Source organism: Streptomyces sp. NPDC031225, from assembly GCF_055570355.1.
This window is the reverse complement of record NZ_JBVIHJ010000010.1, coordinates 248,961-266,841: the sequence shown is the minus strand read 5'-3', so window position 1 is coordinate 266,841 and position 17,881 is coordinate 248,961. Positions and strand designations below refer to the sequence as shown.

General features: G+C 70.6%; 12 protein-coding genes. 6 read left to right on the top strand and 6 right to left on the bottom strand.

The window, feature by feature from the left end; translation table 11 throughout:
* The first annotated feature begins 390 nt into the window (after nt 1-390).
* Complete coding sequence (locus ACZ48Z_RS19570; protein ID WP_468737088.1) at nt 391-1,590, top strand: cytochrome P450; 1,200 nt, start codon at nt 391-393, stop codon at nt 1,588-1,590.
* 81 nt (nt 1,591-1,671) lie between these two features.
* Here the strand turns inward: ACZ48Z_RS19570 and ACZ48Z_RS19565 are convergent, their stop codons facing one another.
* The 6 genes from ACZ48Z_RS19565 to ACZ48Z_RS19540 form a co-directional block, all read right to left on the bottom strand.
* A complete protein-coding gene (locus ACZ48Z_RS19565) occupies nt 1,672-3,012 on the bottom strand; it encodes a serine hydrolase domain-containing protein (RefSeq protein WP_468737087.1) in 1,341 nt (446 codons plus the stop codon).
* Between the two features lie 141 nt (nt 3,013-3,153).
* Nucleotides 3,154-9,027 carry an amino acid adenylation domain-containing protein gene (locus tag ACZ48Z_RS19560; protein WP_468737086.1) on the bottom strand — a complete coding sequence of 1,958 codons (5,874 nt, stop codon included), beginning with the start codon at nt 9,025-9,027 and terminating at the stop codon, nt 3,154-3,156.
* Nucleotides 9,024-10,361, bottom strand: coding sequence for a serine hydroxymethyltransferase (locus tag ACZ48Z_RS19555; RefSeq protein ID WP_468737117.1), 1,338 nt, complete (start codon nt 10,359-10,361; stop codon nt 9,024-9,026). Before ACZ48Z_RS19555 ends, ACZ48Z_RS19560 begins: the two co-directional genes overlap by 4 nt.
* 210 nt (nt 10,362-10,571) lie before the next feature.
* A complete protein-coding gene (locus ACZ48Z_RS19550) occupies nt 10,572-11,363 on the bottom strand; it encodes an ABC transporter permease (protein WP_468737085.1) in 792 nt (263 codons plus the stop codon).
* Complete coding sequence (locus ACZ48Z_RS19545; RefSeq protein WP_468737084.1) at nt 11,360-12,367, bottom strand: ATP-binding cassette domain-containing protein; 1,008 nt, start codon at nt 12,365-12,367, stop codon at nt 11,360-11,362. The genes ACZ48Z_RS19550 and ACZ48Z_RS19545 overlap by 4 nt, the downstream gene beginning before the upstream one ends.
* Nucleotides 12,368-12,552: 185 nt before the next feature.
* Entirely contained in the window at nt 12,553-13,206 is a 654-nt protein-coding gene (locus ACZ48Z_RS19540) for an FMN-binding negative transcriptional regulator (protein WP_468737083.1), read from the bottom strand.
* A gap of 324 nt (nt 13,207-13,530) precedes the next feature.
* Here ACZ48Z_RS19540 and ACZ48Z_RS19535 point away from each other — a divergent pair, with 324 nt between their 5' ends.
* The 5 genes from ACZ48Z_RS19535 (at nt 13,531) to ACZ48Z_RS19515 (ending at nt 17,878) form a co-directional block, all read left to right on the top strand.
* Nucleotides 13,531-14,766: an arginine deiminase gene (locus tag ACZ48Z_RS19535; protein ID WP_468737082.1), complete on the top strand. Its 1,236-nt coding sequence runs from the start codon at nt 13,531-13,533 to the stop codon at nt 14,764-14,766.
* 117 nt (nt 14,767-14,883) lie between these two features.
* A complete protein-coding gene (gene ddaH / locus ACZ48Z_RS19530) occupies nt 14,884-15,726 on the top strand; it encodes a dimethylargininase (RefSeq protein ID WP_468737081.1) in 843 nt (280 codons plus the stop codon).
* A gap of 65 nt (nt 15,727-15,791) precedes the next feature.
* On the top strand, nt 15,792-17,117 hold the full coding sequence (locus tag ACZ48Z_RS19525) for a lysine N(6)-hydroxylase/L-ornithine N(5)-oxygenase family protein (protein WP_468737080.1): 1,326 nt from the start codon (nt 15,792-15,794) through the stop codon (nt 17,115-17,117).
* Between the two features lie 214 nt (nt 17,118-17,331).
* On the top strand, nt 17,332-17,550 hold the full coding sequence (locus ACZ48Z_RS19520) for a hypothetical protein (protein WP_468737079.1): 219 nt from the start codon (nt 17,332-17,334) through the stop codon (nt 17,548-17,550).
* 73 nt (nt 17,551-17,623) lie between these two features.
* Nucleotides 17,624-17,878, top strand: a complete 255-nt coding sequence (locus ACZ48Z_RS19515) for an acyl carrier protein (RefSeq protein ID WP_468737078.1) — start codon at nt 17,624-17,626, stop codon at nt 17,876-17,878.
* The last annotated feature ends 3 nt before the right edge of the window (nt 17,879-17,881 follow it).

Sequence of the window (17,881 nt, the reverse complement as noted above, 5' to 3'; positions counted from 1 at the left end):
GGGCCCCGCTGTGCCTTCCGCGCCCGTTCGTGCACGTGCTACTGGCCCCGAGACGTGCTAGGGGGCCCAGCGTCCCCCGGGGGGGAGAACAGCGGGGGCGCCCCCCCCCCCCCCCCCGGCACCGGCGACATCGTGGTCCGCCGGGCGGTCCTCGGCGCCGAGGAGGAACCGCCTTTCTGACAGAGACCCGAAAGAAAAGGCGTCCCGTCGACAGGACAGTGCACGGCGACGAACTCAGCGCATTCAGCGATGTATTGCAGAAAACCTTCGTCCTCTGGTGATGAGCGGATACGGCGGCCTACGATGGCGTGGAGCCGGAAAGGTATCCAGGGTCTGTCGACCGTTTGCGGCAGTCGTTCCAACAATGTTTTCCATCAACGGAGGAATACCGTGACCGAATTCGCTGACCGCTGGGGTTTCGCACCGGACAAATTCTGGCTGCGCGGCGAGCGGCCCGAGAACCCAGTCGAGTGGCGTGAGGAGCTCCAGCGTTGGGAGGTGTATGGATATCCCGAGGTCAACGAGGCGCTGAGCAACCAGGACGGCTACTCGGCCGACTCCGGCAAGCTGTTCAACTTCGACGAGGAGACGGCGAAGTACTTCGACGGCGACCTCGCCCAGATGACCGGCCTTGAGCACGCGAACGTCCGCAAGCAGGCCGCCCAGGCATTCGACCCGAAGTTCATCGCGCGTCTTGAGACCCGGGTCCGCGACCTCGCCAACGAATACGCCGACACACTTGAGAAGTTCGCCAAGTTCAACCTGCTGAGCGACTTCATCGACCATGTCGCCGGCATCGTCTTCAGTGAGCTTCTCGGCATTCCCGCCGAGGACCGGACCATGTTCAAGCTGGTCGACCAGAACATGGACCAGGAAGCCCAGATGACGCAGGTCGGCGAGGGCACCGACGACGGCTACTTCGAGCAGCTGACCAAGCCCCTGCAGCCGCTGCGCGAGATGCTCGGCACGCATGTCGACGCGAAGACGAAGGACCCGAAGGACGACCTGATCAGCCTGCTGAGCCAGGTGACGAAGGTCGACGGCAGCCTGATGACGCGGGACCAGATCATCAACTTCATCATCGGCATCCTGGGCGCCGGCCACCTGGCCACCCCGCTGCTGGTGGGCAACACCATGCTGTGCCTGGAGTCGTTCCCGGAGCAGTACGGGCTGGTCAAGTCGGACCACGCGCTGATCCCGGGCATGATCGAGGAGACGATGCGCTTCCTGACCCCGGGTGCCGCCTCCTACCGCGCGACCCTCCAGGACGTGGAGCTCGGCGGCAGGCAGATACCCAAGGACTCGCTGCTGCGCGTCTACCTCGGGGCGGCCAACCGCGACCCGCGCCAGTTCGACGACCCGGACACCTACGACGTGACCCGCAGCCCCAACGCCCACCTCGGCTTCGGCCGTGGCGCCCACTACTGCATGGGCGGACAGATGGTGCGGGTCGAGACCCGCGTCGTGTTCGAGGTCCTCTTCACCCGGTTCCCGAAGCTGCGGGTCGACCCGGCCATCCCGCCGCTCTTCTTCAACTCGCCCGACTTCACCGGCGTGCGCTCGGGAGGCATGCACGTGCGCATCGACTGATCCGTGCCTCCCCGCACCGCGAGAGGTGCTCCCCGGACGGCGGGGAGCACCTCTCGCGGTGTGCGTGGCGGGACCGGCGGGTCAGGGACGGCGCCGGTAGGACCGACCGGCGAGGTTGATGGCCTCGACGACGCCCGCGGCGTCTCGTGAGAAGACGCCGCGCATCCCCGCCAGCGGTCCGCTGGTGACGATGTACTGGTCGTCGGCGTCGGGGAGCAGCCCGAACTCGGACGGCTCGAACTCGGGCGCCTTGCCGATGACTTCGCGCGCCTGTTCGGTGACCTCGAAGCCGAGCAGCAGCCGTTCGTCCCGCACGCTGATCAGCGCGCGCCCCGTGGCGGTCTCGTAGACGCCGACGAGCTCGCTCGCCCGCGCCTCGTCGAAGGGGAGTGGCTCCGGGTCGCGCTCGACCAGCCCGAGGAAGGTCTCCAGCGCCCAGCGCACCACGTCCTGGTTGTAGGGGATGCCGTTCGGGCCCGCCGTCGCGACCGAGACCACGGCGAAGTCCTGCTCGGGCACCAGCAGCAGCCAGGAGTACTGGCCGACCATGGAGCCGCCGTGGCCGGCCGTGGGGACCCCGTCGACCGTACGCAGGAACCAGCTCAGCCCGATGCCGTCGCCGAAGTAGTCGCCCACCACCTCCGTGGTCGGCTCCCGCATCAGCGTGAGCAGTTCGTGCGGCAGGACGCCCTCGCCGTCGGAGAGATGGAAGCGGGCCCAGCGGAGCTGGTCGCCGATGGTGGTGACGATGCCGCCGGACGGGTCCGCGTAGTGCTCCGGCGTCCACTCGGTGGTGATGTCGAGCGACCCGTCGGCCTGCGTCGCGTGGCCCATCGCCACCTGGCCCCGCAGGTCGTCCGTCATGAAGGCCGCCGTGCCGAGCCCGACCGGTTCGAGGATCAGCGACCGCATGGCCTCGGCGTACGGCTTGCCCGTCAGCTTCTCCAGGATCAGGCCGATGACGGCGAAGCCCGCGTTCTTGTACGCGGCGTGCTCCCCGGGCGGGTACTCCACGGGCAGCGCGGCCATGCCGGCGACGTACCGCTCGAGGTTGTCGTCCCCGCCTTCGGGCAGGTAGTCGCTCCATCCTCCGGTGTGGTTGAGCAGATGCGTGATCGTGAGGGCGTCGGTCGCGTCCTCGTCCGAGAGCCGGAAGTCCGGGAGATAACGCCGCACCGGCGCGTCGAGGTCGACCCTGCCGTCGGCGACCAGGCGCATGAGCGCGGTGGCGGTGTACGTCTTGGTGATCGAGCCGAAGTGGAAGAGGGTGTCGGGGCCGAGCGGCCGGGGATCCGCCACGCTGGTCGGGCCGTGGAAGGCGTAGCTCTCCTCACCCCTGGCGAAGACGGCGACAGCGGAACCGGGGATTCCGTATTCCGCCGCCTTGGCGGAGATGAACTCAGGGAGCCGGGCGTCGGTCATGTTTCCTCCAGGCATCACGCAACAGCGAACGAGCGTACCGGTACGGCCAGTTGAGGGACCGGCGCCCCGCCACAACGGCGCAGCGCCCCGGCCCCGCCGCGGGGGCGGCGGAGCCGGGGCCGTCGGCCGGGCTGCGGGGGATCAGCCGGCCTTCTCGGAGACCTCCCGAAGGAGGGGGCGCAGGGAGTCGGCGGTTGCCGCGAGGATCTCCTGGACCTGGTCGAGCTGTTCCCCGGTGAGGGAGCGGTTGCGGGCGGAGTCCTGGACCTGCTCGGTGAAGCGCTCCAGCATCCGCTTCAGCAGCCGCGCGGTCTCCTTGGCGTCCTTGCCCTTCGACCCGCCGCCCAGGTAGCCGGTGCTCCGGCGCACGGAGGTACGGATCCGCTCGTCGATGTCGGCCTGCACCGCTGCCTCCAGGCCCTCGCCGGTCCACTGTTCCAGGGCCGCCGTGGTGAGCTCCTCCTTGAGCTGCGCCTTGATGTCCTTGGCCTGCTCTTTCGCCTGCTTGCGCATGAGGGGTACCTGCTCCTTCAGTTCGGTGCGGATCTGACGGCCGAGAGCGGGACGTCTTCCCGCGGCCGCGGGGGTGAGGTGCTCGGACAACGTGGCTACGGTCGGGTACTGGAACAGCCGGCGGATCGTGGTCTCCAGACCCAGCGTCCGGCGCATCCGGCCGAGGATGCGGGTGGCCTTGAGCGAGTTGCAGCCCAGGGCGAAGAGGTTGTCGTCGATGCCGACCTCGGCGACGCCGAGGACTTCCGCGATCACGTCGCAGATGGCCCGCTCCTGCTCGGTACGCGCCCCGCGGCGGCCCTCGTGGGACGGATCGGCGCCCGGCTCGGGCAGCGCGTCCCGGTCGATGGTGCCGTCCGCCGCCAGGGGCAGCTCGTCGAGCGTGCCGAACACGGCGGGAGCCAGGTGGTCCGGCAGGTGCCGCGCCAGGAACTCGCCCAGCTCGGCGGGCCGTACGTCGCCGCCGCGCACCGGCACGACGTAGGCGGCCAGTGAGGCCTCGCCGTCGACCTCGCGCACGAGAGCCGTCGCCCGCGAGACGTCCGGGTGGGCCGCCAGTACGGCGGCGACCTCGCCGGGGGCCATCCGGCGCCCGCGCACCCGCGGCAGGCGGGACTCCGGGTCGACGTACTCCAGCGTTCCGTCGGCGCACCGGCGCACCAGGTCCCCGGTGCGGTACAGCCGGCCGCCGAACGGGCCGCAGGGGTCGGCCACGAACCGCTCGGCCGTCAGGCCGGCCCGGCCGTGGTAGCCGCGCGCCACCTCGCCGGCGATGTACAACTCGCCCGTGACGCCGGTCGGTACGGGCCGCAGCGCGGAGTCCAGCACACGGACCCGCACGCCCCCGAGCGGTGAGCCGAGCGGCCGTCGCACACAGGTCGCGTCCGTCTCCCGCGGTGCGGTGAACGCGGTGGCGTGCGCCGCCTCGGCCGGGCCGTGGGTGCTGACCACCTGCACGCCCGGTATCGCCTCGCGCACCCGTCGTACGAACGAGCCGGGCAGCGTGTCCCCGGTGAGCACGACCCTGCCGACGTAGATCACCGGGGACCGGTCCAGCACCTGGCCGAAGAACGGGGCGACGGAGCTGATCACGTCACCGGTCCAGCCCCAGTCCCGGCCCAGGGAGCCGAGGTCGGTCGGGATTTTCACCGATGCGCCGGCGCACAGCCCGCCCAGGATCTCCAGGACCATCGCGTCGTCGTGCGGCGACGCCGCGAGCAGCCGCGTCCCGCCGGACAACTCCGCCTCGGCCGCGAAGCGCAACGCCGCGTGGGCCAGCGCGTGGTGGCCGAGGGCCACGAGCGGGCCGTCGCCGCGCGCCGGACGGCGCAGCCAGGCGAGGTCGCGCGGGTCCAGGGGCCCGGCACGGTCCTCGTCGGTCGGGTCGGCCTCGTCCGCCGGCGCCGCGGGCCCGGTGCCGAGCATGACGACGTCGGCGAGCGTGACGACCTCGTCCGCCTCGGCGGGGACGGGCCCGCCCGGCTCGGCCAGGACGAACGCGGCACCGGACTTCAGGGTCCCGAGCAGCGCGACCGCCAGCTGGACCGAGCGCGGCACCGCGAGGCCGACCACGGTCTCGGGGCCGACGCCCCGCCGGACGAGCCGGTGCGCGACGCGGTTGGCCCAGGTGTTGAGCTCCCGGTAGGTCAGGGGCACCCCGTTCGCGCACACCGCCTCCGCGTCCGGTGTCGCGGCGGCCTGCCGTTCGACCAGCACCGACAGGGCGGCGGCGGTCCGGCCGAGAGCGGTCCGCTCGCGCTCGGGCGCGACCAGCACGTCGACCGTGCCGACGGTCCGACCGGGGTCGTCCGTCAGCTGGCGCAGCACGGCGTGCAGCCGGGCGGCGATGGTCCGCACGGCGTCCGCGGTGAGGACGTTGCGGTGGTACTGCAGGGTCAGGGACAACTCGCCGTCGGTGTGGACGATCAGTGCCAGCGGGTAGTTGGCGGCGCCCTCGGCGTGCATCCCGGTGACCTCGATGCCCGCCGCGGCGCCGGCGTCGGCGAGGCCGACGCGGTCGACCGGGTACGACTGGAACGCCACCAGCGTGTCGAACAGGGCGTCCACGCCCAGATCCTGGTGGATCTCGGCGAGCCCGTAGTGGTGGTGGTCCAACAGCTCGAACTGCCGTTCCTGCAGGCGGGTCAGCAGCTCGGCGATGCTGTCGCCGGGCGTGAGGCGGACCCGTACCGGGAGGGTGTTGATGAACAGCCCCACCATCGACTCCACGCCGGGCAGGGTCGCCGGGCGGCCGGAGACGGTCGCGCCGAACACCACGTCCGTGCGTCCGGTGAGCGCGCCGAGCAGCACCGCCCAGGCCCCCTGCACCAGCGTGTTGACCGTGACGCCCAGCTCCGCCGCGCGCCGCAGCAGCCGGCGCGTCTCGTCGCCGGACAGGCCGACACGTTCCTCCGCGGCGCCGGAGACCTCGCCACGAGGAGCGCGCGCCGCGAGGAGTGTCGGCTCGTCGACACCGGCGAGCTCCTCCTTCCAGGCCCGCGCCGCCCCGTCGCGGTCCTGTCGTGACAGCCAGGACAGGAAGTCGCGGAAGTCGCGGACCGCGGGCAGCCCGGTGGCGTCGCCCCCGGAGGCGTACAGGCGCAGCAGGTCCTGCAGCAGGATCGGCTCCGACCAGCCGTCGACCAGCACATGATGGGTGGTCAGGACCAGCTCGTGGTGGCCCGGTCCGCACCGCAGCAAGGTCAGGCGCAGCAGGGGCGGACGGGCGAGGTCGAAGTGCGTGGCGTAGTCCTCGGCGAGGAACCGCCGGCGCGCCTCGTCGCGCCCGGTTTCGGAGAGCGTGCTCAAGTCCATTTCCTGCCAGGGCAGTTCGACGTCGTCGACGACGAGTTGCAGCAGGTTGTCGTCGGCGTCCTCGGCGAAGGCCACACGCAGGTTGGCGTAGCGGTCGAGCAGGGCCTGCCCGGCCGCTCGCATCCGGGCGGCGTCGACCTCGCCGGCCAGGCGGATCACCGTCTGCATCTGGTAGGCGTCGTACCCGTCGGCGCTGAGCGTCGACTCGAAGAGGATGCCGGACTGCAGGGAGGTCAGCGGCCACACGTCCGCGAGCGTCGGGTAGCGGTCCTGGAACTCCCTGAACCGTGCGGAGCCGGCCTCCGTCAGCGGGGCGGAGGCGGTGGTGTCCGCGGTGTGGTCCCGGCGGGTCGCGACCAGGGCGAGCGCGGCCACGGTGCGGCACTGCAGGATCTGCCGGGGAGTGACCTCAAGACCACGGGCGCGGGCCCGGGTGGCGACCTTGATCGCCTTGGTGCTGTCGCCGCCCTCGCGCAGGAAGTCGTCGTCGACGCCGGTCCGCCGCACGCCGAGCACCTCGGCGAAGGCGCCGGCCAGGATCTCCTCCCGCGGTGAGGACGGTGCCCGGTAGGGGGCGGAGGCGAAGGTCGGCTCCGGCAGGTGCAGCCGGTCCAGTTTGCCGTTCGGGGTGAGCGGCAGCCGGTCGAGGAACACCACGGCGGCGGGCACCATGTACGCGGGCAGCCGGTCGGCCGCGAGGGCCAGCAGCGGGTCGGTGCCGACGGTGCCCTCGGCCACCACATAGGCGATCAGACGGTCGGAGCGGGCGACGACCACGCACTGCCGTACGTCCGGGTGGGAGCGCAACACGGCCTCGATCTCGCCGAGTTCGACCCGCAGGCCGTGGATCTTGACCTGGAAGTCCTTGCGGCCGATCAGCTCGATCATGCCGTCGGGCCCAAAACGTGCGACGTCGCCGGTGCGGTACAGGCGCTCGTTCGCGACCACATCCTCGTACGACCAGTCGAGGAACCGCTCGGCGGTGCGCTGCGGCTGGTCCAGATAGCCGCGGGCCAGGCCCGTGCCCGCCAGGTACAGCTCGCCGGGCACTCCCTGCGGCACCGGCTGCAGGGCGTCGTCGAGGATGTACGTGCGCTGGTTCGCCATGGGGCGGCCGTACGGGATGCTGGTCCACCCCGGGTCGGTCTTCTCCACTTCGTAGAGGGTCGAGTGGATGGAGGACTCGGTGGCCCCGCCCATCACGACGAACCGCAGTCCGGGCGCGAGGACCTGGATCCGGTCGGGCAGCGTGACCGGGACCCAGTCGCCGCCGAGCAGCGCCAGGCGCAGCAGCGGCAGCGGCTCGGCGCCGGTCTGCTCCAGGTGGTCGGCGAGCAGGTTCAGCAGCGCCGGGGCCGAGTTCCACACGGTGACGTTCTCGGCGACGAGGAGGCGGGCCCAGTGCTCGGGGTCCTTCGCGCGTGCGGCGTCGGGCACGACCACGGTGCCGCCGGCGATGGTCATGCCCAGGAACTCGTACACCGACATGTCGAAGCTGGGCGAGGACAGCGCGAGCACGGAGTCGCCCGGGCCCACGCCGTAGCGGGTGTTGAGGTCGGCGATGTTGTTCAGGACGCCCCGGTGGTGCAGCGCGATCGGCTTGGGCGCACCCGTCGACCCCGAGGTGTGGATGATGTAGCACAGGTGGTCGGGCGAGGCGATGCGGCCCGGGTTGTGCGCGGGCTGCCGGGCCACGGCGTCGGCGTCCCGGTCGAGCAGGACCAGCGGCGGGCCCTGTTCGCCGCTCGTGGGCAGGTTCGCGGCCAGCTCCGTGCGGCTGATCACGACGGTGCAGGAGGTGCCCGCCACCATGGCCGCGATGCGCTGTGCCGGGTAGTCGGGGTCGAGCGGCACATAGGCGCCGCCGGCCTTGAGCACGGCCAGCACCGCGATCAGCAGCTGCGCCGAGCGGTCCAGGCACAGGCTCACCCGCGCGTCCGGGCCCACGCCCAGCGAGCGCAGATGGTGGGCGAGGCGGTTGGCCGCCTCATTGACCTGACGGTACGTCAGCTTCGTGGCCCCCTGGACGACGGCGACCGCGTCGGGAGCGGCGTCCGCGCGGGACTCGAAGGCCTCGTGCAGGCAGCCCTGGTTGGGCAGATCGGTCTCGGTGCGGTTCCACTCCACGAGGGTGCGGTGCAGCTCCTCGTCGGTGAGCAGCCGCAGCCGGCCCACGGTGTGCTCGGGGTGGCGCAGTCCGTCCAGGAGGAGCGTGCGGTAGTGGTCGAGCAGCCGCAGCACAGTGGAGTGCTCGAACAGCTCGGCGTCGTAGTGGAGTTCCGCCTTCCGGTCGTGCACGGCCAGGTGGAGCTCGAAGGGGGCGCCGTCCAGGGTGGGGGCCGCCCCGGCCGTGAAGCCGACGGGGCGGTCTCCGGTCGCGTCCGCGGTGGTGCCGTGCGCGGCCAGGTCCCGCAGCGTCGACTCGCCGGTGACCTGGAAGCGGAGCTCGCCGCCCGTGGTGGTGAGAGCGATCCGGTCCTGGCCGGAGTAGCGGTGGAGCACCGCCGCGAAGGCGGCGGCCAGGACGGGTTCCCGCACCGACCGGGAGTCGATGTCGGTGCTCTCCACGGCCGAGCACCGGGGGGCCGTGCCGGGGCGGCGCGGCTGGTCCGTCGGCACGAGCACCGGGGGCCAGGGCGGTGTGCCCGGCGTGTGCCGGGTCTCGGGGACAGGGCGGTGGTCGGTCATGTTCCGGCTCCGATCAGCGAGGCCGGGACACGGCCGGCGGTGTCGGTGGGCAGGGGATGACGGGAGCACAGCCACTGGACCTCGGCACGGACCTGGGCGACCAGCGCCGGGTCGATCCGGTACTCGGTGTCCGACTGCGCGGTGGTCCCGGCGAGGACGGTGTGCAGCAGCTGGGCGCAGACGCGCATCCGGCCGGGGTCCATCCCGCGCTGCGCCAGGATGTTGGTGCCCAGCCGCAGGCCGCTGGTGACCAGGGGCGGCTTGGTGTCGCCGGGGATGCGGTTGCGGTTGGCGAGGATGCCGCACTCCTCGAGGGCGCGCTCGGCGACCACACCGCTCAGGCCGAAGTCCGTGACGTCGATGAGGACCATGTGGTTGTCGGTGCCGCCGGTCAGGATCCGGTGGCCGAGGACGGAGAGCTCCTGGGCCAGGGCACGGGCGTTGTGCACGATCAGCCGCGCCGTCTCCTGGAAGGCGGGCTCGGCGGCCGCGGCGAAGGCACGGGCCTTGGCGGCGATGGACGCCGGGCTGGGCGTGCCCTGCGACTGCGGGAAGACCGCGCGCTGCATGAGCCGGTCCAGCGGGGTACGGCCGTCGGGGCCGGGCGTCTTGTACTCGCGCCCGCTGAGGATCAACCCGCCGCGGGGACCGCCCAGTTGCTTGTACGTGCTGGTGGTGGTGATGTGCGCGACATCCACCGGGCTGGGGTGCCGGCCGGCGGCCACCAGGCCGGCGATGTGCGAGATGTCCGCTAGCAGATAGGCCCCGGTGATGTCGGCGATGGCCCGGAACCGGGCGAAGTCGATCAGACGGGGATAGGCGCTGGCTCCCGCGATCAGTACCCGGGGCCGGTGCTCCAGGACCAGATCCGTCAGCCGCGCGTAGTCGATGCGGCCGCTCTCGTCGAGGCCGTAGGAGACCGCGTGGTAGTGGCGTCCGGTGACCGAGGCGGGAGAGCCGTGGGTGAGGTGGCCGCCGGCGTCCAGGTCGAGGCCGAGCAGGGTGTCACCCGGGCGCATCAGCGCCGCGAGGACCGCGAGGTTGGCCGAGGAGCAGGAGTGCGGCTGCACATTGGCGTACCGGGCGCCGAACAGGCGCTTCGCCCGTTCCACCGCCAGGGTCTCGACCGCGTCGAACTGCTGGGACCCCGGATGGTACCGGGCGCCCGGATAGCCCTCGGCGGTCACGTTGGAGAGTGCGGATCCGCCGACGGCGAGGACGGACGGATCCGCGATGCTCGCCGAAGCGATCATGGCGAGCGTCGAGTTCTGCTGGGTGACCTCGGCGTCGAGGAGCCCGGCGAGCTCGGGATCTGTGTGGTGCAGGGAGACCATGCCGGCCCGGAGCAGCTCTGCCTGCTCGCCGGTCCGGGAGAGGCCGCCCCGCGGCGTCGTGGGTGCCTGGGCGGCAACGGACTGCCGTGTCATCGCATTACCTCATCTCGTGCTCATGCCTCGGAGAATGGGAGTGCACGGTGCTTCAGGTCTGTGGGGGGCGGGAGTGATCCGGAAGCCGGGGGGAAGGGGAGAGCCCTCGCGGGGGCTTCAGTGGGTGCGGTCCTTGTTGAAGTGCTTCAGGGACCAGGTGAAGCCGAGGACCGTGACGCCGGCGCACCAGGCGGCGGCGATGTACCCGCTGTTGCCGATCGCGGTGCCGAACAGCAGACCGCGGAGTGTCTCGATCACCGGCGTGAAGGGCTGGTACTCGGCGAAATACCGCAGGCCGTCCGGCATGGTGTCGGTGGGGACGATGCCGGAGCCCACGAAGGGGAGCAGGATCAGGGGAAAGGGGGCGTTGGAGGCGGCGTCGAGGGTCTTGGAGGCCAGACCGACGCCGACGCCGAGCCAGGTCAGGGCGAAGCTGAGGGCGGTGAGCAGCCCGAGGGCGGCGAGCCATTCGAGCGCGGTGGCGTTCGAACGGAAGCCCATGAGGAAGCCGACGGCGAGGACGGCGGCCATGGAGGCCAGGGTCTGGGCGACGCTGGAGGTGGCGCGGGCGATGAGGATGGCCGGACGGAAGATGGCCATCGTCTTGAACCGGGCGATGATGCCCTCGGTCATGTCGATGCTGGTGGAGACGGCGGTGCCGATCATGCCGGTGGCGGCGGTCATGACGATCAGCCCGGGCAGGACGTAGTCGACGTAGTCGTCGTTGCCGCTCGGCAGGGCGGCGACGCCCTTGCCCAGCACGTTGCCGAACACCTCGACGAACAGCAGCAGGAACAGCACCGGGATGCCGATGACGGAGAGCGTGGTGGTCGGGTACCGCAGCTGGTTCCTGAGGTTGCGCCGCAGCAGGGTGACGGAGTCGGTGACCGCGTAGCCGACGGTGCTCATGCCAGTGCCTTCTTCCGGTCGGCGGGGAGGGGTCCGGCGGCGCTTGTGTCCCGGCCGGTGAGGGCGAGGAAGACGTCGTCCAGATCGGGGGTCCTCAGGGCCAGCTCGTCCACGGTGGCCACGTCCAGGCGGTCCAGGACGAGCTGTACGGAGGCGGCGCTGCCGTCGTTGGGCACGCGCAGGGTGAGGGCGTCGTCGTCACGGGTGAGCGGGAGGCCGGCCAGCGCGCGCTCGGCGGCGGCCAGGGTGTGCTCGGTGGTGAACCGCAGGTCGATGCTGCCGCCGGGGACGCGCCGCTTGAGCTCCTCGGGGGTGCCCTGGGCGACCAGGCGGCCGCCGTTGAGGACGGCGATCCGGTCGGCGAGCTGGTCGGCCTCCTCCAGGTACTGGGTGGTCAGGAAGATGGTGACGCCGTCGGCGACCAGGTCCCGGATCAGGTCCCACATGGCGCGGCGCACCCGGGGGTCGAGGCCGGTGGTGGGCTCGTCCAGGAAGATCACCCGGGGGGCGCCGACCAGGGTCATCGCCAGATCCAGGCGTCGCTTCATACCGCCCGAGAAGGTGACCACCGGCTTCCGGCCGGCCCCGGCCAGGTCGAACTGTTCAAGCAGCCGCTCGCACCGCTCCCGCGCGACCTTGCGGTCCAGGTGCCACAGGCGGCCCATCAGCGCCAGGTTCTCGGCCGCGTTCAGGAACGGGTCGACCGCCGAGAACTGCCCGGTCACCCCGATGCTCGCCCGCACCCCGTCGGGATCCGCGGCCAGGTCGTGCCCCAGGACCGTCACCTCTCCGGAATCCGCCTCGGTCAAGGTGGACAGGATCTTCACCGTGGTGGTCTTGCCCGCCCCGTTCGGACCGAGCAGCGAGAACACCGAACCCTCGGGGATGAACAGATCCACCCCGTCGAGCACTTGGTGCTCCCCGTACGCCTTGCGCAGTCCCCTGGCCGTGATGGCCGTGCCCGTACTGCGGCCCTGGGACGTCCTGGCCCGGCCAGCCGTCATGGCTTTCCTCCTGGAAATGGGGGTCTTCTGTCAGCTCGTATTGCGAAGGGAAGTCGTGACCGGCCGCCGGGGCGGCGGAGTTCCTGTTCGCGAAATGCGGTGCACTGCCTTGCGCAGCGCTATCGAAAGGTATTTGGCGGTGACCCGGGAGAATTCACGGACCGCCAGGTCCAGATGAACGGGAATCATGGCAACTGCTCCATCAGGTCGGCGGTCGCGCGGTGGCGGCCGCATGCGCTTTCACGGAAGGACCGTTGGACCCGGTCCCGGATGTCCGGGGTCTTCTCCTGGCTGAGCTTGAACATCGCGTCGGCACTGGAGACGGTGAAGCGGAAGGCGCCGACGGCCGGCATGATCTCGCGGAAGTAACCGATGGACTCGGACATGCCCCAGCCCGTGCCGAACCGGTCCTCGAAGGCCCGCACGGTGGAGGTCACCACGCGCAACGTGTCCTCGTCCGGGATGCCCTCGTCGAGCTTCTCGATCGTGCCGTGTGCGTGCACCGCGGTGAAGTTCCAGGTCGGAGCCGCCGGCGAGACCTCGTACAGCGTCGGCGACACATAGGCATGCGGCCCGGTGAAGGCCAGCAGCACGGTGGCACCGGCCTTGAGCGCGGCCCAGTGCGGGTTCGCCCTGTTCATGTGCCCGAGCAGTGTGGTGCCCGCCAGGCCGGCGGCGGGCTCGCCGGCCGTCCGCGGATCCGGAATCACGGGCAGGTGGGTGGCGAACGGGCCCTCGGCCTCCGTGCCGTTGCTCACCATCATCGCCAGCGGATTGCGGCGGATCAGTTCGAGCATCCAGGAGGCGTCTGGTTCGCGGTACAGCGGAGGAACGAACATCGGGTACCGCCCTTTCGGCTTCGGCGTGGGTGTGTTTCCCGGTGGGTGTGTCCTGTTCGGTGTGCCGAGAAAACTAGCCACGCGTTCTTTCGAAGCGTTATCGATCGGGCTTCGGGAAACCGATGTGCGGGGTGTCCCACGTGCGGTTCATCCGGAACCGGCCGTGCGATATATGCGTGGCCGATACTCGGCGGTGCCCGGCACGATGCGCCGGAAACAGGCCGCGGGCGCTGGCTGAAAAAGGTTCGATAACGAAAGGGAAACCCACGCGAATAACGTCGTTCGCCGAGTGGTCACTGCCCCGGATCGAGGTCAGGAGAGAGCATGTTCCATGTGAATTCTGAGGTCGGTGAGCTGAAACAGGTCATCCTGCACGAGCCCGGACTGGACCTCGATCGGCTGACCCCGAGCAACAAGGACGCGCTGCTCTTCGACGACGTCGTCTGGACCTCCCGGGCGCAGGAGGAGCACCGCCTCTTCCAACAGCTCTTCCGTGACCGGGGAGTGACGGTCCATCTGCTGCACGGCCTGCTCGCCGAGACGGTCAAGCACGAGGAGGCCGTGGCCTTCGTACTCGACCGCGTCCTGGACGAACGGCAGCCCCATCTGGGTGCCACGCTGGCCGGGACGACCCGCCGGCTGCTCGCCGCGATGGGGCCGGAGGACCTGGCCACTCACCTGCTCGGCGGACTGACCAAGCGCGAGCTGACCGAAGGGCTGGGGGAGGGCCGCACCGGCGGCCGGTCCCTCGGACTCGACCTGCTGGCCGACGGCGACTTCGTCCTCCCGCCGCTGCCCAACTCGCTGTTCACCCGCGACACGAGTTGCTGGGTGTACGACGGCGTCTCGGTCAACCCGATGCGCAAGGCCGGCCGCAGGCGCGAGACGGTCAACTACGAGGCGATCTACCTGTTCCACCCGATGTTCGCGGACTGCGGCGCGAAGCGCTGGATCGACGGCGAAGCCATGGCGCCCGCCGCGATCGAGGGCGGCGACGTGGAGGTCATCGGCAACGGCACCGTCCTGGTCGGTCTGGGCGAGCGCACCACCCCGGCCGCCGTGGAGATCCTGGCCCGCCGGCTGTTCGACGCGGGTTCCGCCCGGCAGGTGATCGCCGTGCAGCTGCCCAAGGCCCGCGCCTTCATGCATCTGGACACCGTGATGACCATGGTGGACAGGGATGCCTTCACCCTCTTCTCCGGCCTCGACCGCCGCACGCTGAGGTCCTGGACGCTCAGGCCCGGGGTCCGTCAGGGGCTCGACGTCTCCGAGAACGACGACTTCTTCGCCGAGATCGGTGCCGCGCTCGGCCTGGACGCGGTGCGGGTCCTGCAGAGCGAACAGGACACCAGCGCGGCCGAGCGCGAGCAGTGGAACGACGGCTGCAACCTCCTGGCCGTCGCACCCGGCACGGTCATCGCCTACGAGGTCAACGAGAACAGCAACCGGATGCTCGAGGAGAACGGCATCGAAGTGCTGCGTATCAGGGGCGACCAGCTCGGCCGGGGCCGCGGGGGCCCGCGATGCATGAGCTGCCCCATCGAGCGCGCCGCCGCCTGACCTCGCGACCGGCCCACCCACCCACCGGTCCACCCACTGACCGGTCCACCGACCGCGTGCTGCACCTATCGCGTGCTGCACCGACCGCCCGCTTCACCGACAGAGAGGGATCCTCCGTTGTCCACTACCGCGCTGCCGGCCGTCCGTCGGGCCACCCGCCGGCACTACCTCATGTGCCGTCCCACCTACTTCGACGTCACGTACGAGATCAACCCCTGGATGGACGCCGGCAAACCCGTCGACACCGACCTGGCGATCGAGCAGTGGGACGGCCTGAGAAGGCTGTACCTGGAGTACGGCCACGCCGTCGACCTCATCGAGCCCGTCGAGGGCCTGCCCGACATGGTCTTCTCCGCCAACGGGGCGACCGTCGTCGACGACCGCGTGCTGGTGGCCAGGTTCCGCCACGCCGAACGGGCCGCCGAGGGGGCGGCTCACCGGGAGTGGTTCGCCTCCCGCGGCTACCGCGACATCCACACCGCCACCCACGTCAACGAGGCGGAGGGCGACTACATGGTGGTGGGCCGCACCGTCCTGGCCGGCACGGGGTTCCGCACCGACCCGCGGGCCCATGCCGAACTGCGGGACGCCCTCGGCTGCGAGGTGGTCACCCTCACCCTGACCGACCCGCGCTTCTACCACCTGGACACGGCGCTCGCCGTGCTCTCCGACACCGAGGTCATGTACTACCCCGGGGCCTTCTCCGAGGACAGCCTCGCCACACTGCGCGAGCTCTACCCCGACGCGGTCGTCGCCGACGAGGCCGACGCGGAGGTGTTCGGGCTCAACGCGGTCTCCGACGGGCTGCACGTGTTCCTGCCCGACACCGCCACCGGACTCGCCGCGCAGCTGCGCCGGCGCGGGTTCGAGCCGATCGGCGTCGATCTGTCCGAACTGCTCAAGGCGGGCGGCAGCGTGAAGTGCTGCACGTTGGAGATCCGCCACCAGGCCCAGGCCTGATTCCACCCGGCGACGGGGGCGCCGAGTCCCGTCCAAATCACAGCAACACCAGCGGGAGACCATCCATGAGTACTCGCGAAAGTCACACCTACGATGTGGTGGGCGTCGGATTCGGCCCGTCCAATCTGTCGCTCGCCATCTCCCTGGAGGAGCATCACGCCAATGTGCTGACCGACCCGGTCACCTCCGCATTCTTCGAACGCCAGCCGAAATTCGGCTGGCACCGGAACATGCTGCTGCCGTCCGCGACCATGCAGATCTCCTTCCTGAAGGACCTGGTCACCTTCCGGAATCCGGCATCGCGGTTCAGCTTCGTCTCGTTCCTGCACGCGCAGGACCGGCTCGCGCAGTTCGTCAACCGCAAGAACTTCTTCCCGACCCGCCAGGAGTTCCACCAGTACCTGGAGTGGGCGGAGTCGCATCTGACCAACCAGGTCAGCTACAACTCGGCCGTGCTCGCCGTACGGCAGCCGCCGGGGGCCGCGCCCGGTGCCATCGACCACGTGCAGCTCGAGATCGGCGACACCGTGCGCGGCACCACCCGCACGGTGAACGCCCGCAACATCGTCGTCTCGACGGGCCTGCGACCGCGCATGCCCGACGGCGTCGTGCGCGACGAACGGGTCTGGCACAGCTCGGAGTTCCTGACCAGGTACGGCCTGGCGAACCCCGCACAGCTGAAGAGCGTGGCCGTGGTCGGCGCCGGCCAGAGCGCGGTGGAGATCACCAAGTTCCTCCACGCGCGGCTGCCGCACGCCCAGGTGCACGCGGTCTTCCCGTCGTACGGATACTCCGTCGCGGACGACACGGCCTTCGCGAACCAGATCTTCGACGCCGGGGCGGTCGACGACTACTACTTCGGCGAGGACGCCACGCGCGAGGCGTTCTGGCGCTACCACCGCAACACCAACTACGGGGTGGTGGACAACAGCGACATCGGGGAGCTCTACCAGATCGCCTACGACGAGGAGGTGTCCGGCGCCAGGCGGATGCACTTCCACAACCTGACAAAGGTCACGTCCGTGACCAGGGACGGGCACACCGCACGCGTACAGCTGCGCCGGCTGGACGGTGCGGAGCGGGAACTCGGCGTCGACGCGGTCGTCTTCGCCACCGGCTACGACCCGATGGACCCGACGGACCTGCTCGGTGACCTGGACCGCCACTGCCTGCGCGACGAGTCGGGCCGGCACCGGGTGACCCGCGACTACCGGCTGGTCACCACACCGGAACTGTCCTGCGGTATCTACCTCCAGGGCGCCACCGAGCACACGCACGGTCTGACGTCGTCGCTCCTGTCCAACATCGCGGTGCGCAGCGGCGAAATAGTCGACGCCATCATCAAGGAACGCGCGGAACGCAGAATGGTGAACGCCGCGGCCGCCGCCTGATCACCGGAACACCCCGACCCGTGAGCCCCTGGGATTCGTCCCCGGGGCCCCCGGGCATGCCCGGAACAGGAATGCGAGCCGAATGCGGGAGGAAAGCAGCGAGCCGAACACGGAGGTTTTCCTCCATGGTGCGCCCGTCCGCAGCCGCGTAACTTCATTGGCACCGTGCACATTTCAAAAAAGGGCCGGCAGGGCCCAGAGGGAGGGCGGCACAATGGAATCCACGGCAGACGCGATGGTCGCCGGCGCGGTGATGCTGAGCGCGACGGCGCTGCTCGCCACGGGACTCGTGTGGGTCTCGACGAACTGGACCCGGGAACGCGGCGCCGCCGAGCGTGCCGTCGCCCAGCGGCAGCGGGAGCTGCACTCCGAAGTGGCCGAACTGGGCCGCCGGGTGGGGGCGCTGCAGCGGCTTCTGGAGGGCGTGGACTGACGGACCGATACTCCTTCGATAAACCCGTTCTCTAGCGTCGTGACCACAGGACGTTCCAGTGGAGGCGACGCACATGACCGGTGGCGTGGAGTACGGGTACGAGCGGGAGCTGGCGGCCCTGTGGGCCGAGGCGCTCGGTGTCCCGGTCGAGCGCATCCGACGAGGCGACAACTTCTTCGAGATCGGCGGGACTTCACGGGCCGCGGCCCGGCTGGTGGTGGCGCTGGAACGCCGCCTGTCCGTCGCCGAGTTCGCCCGCACCCCCACCCTGGCCCAGATGGCCGACCTCCTTGAGCGGCGTGGCCCGGACGCCGGGAAGAGGAAGTGATCC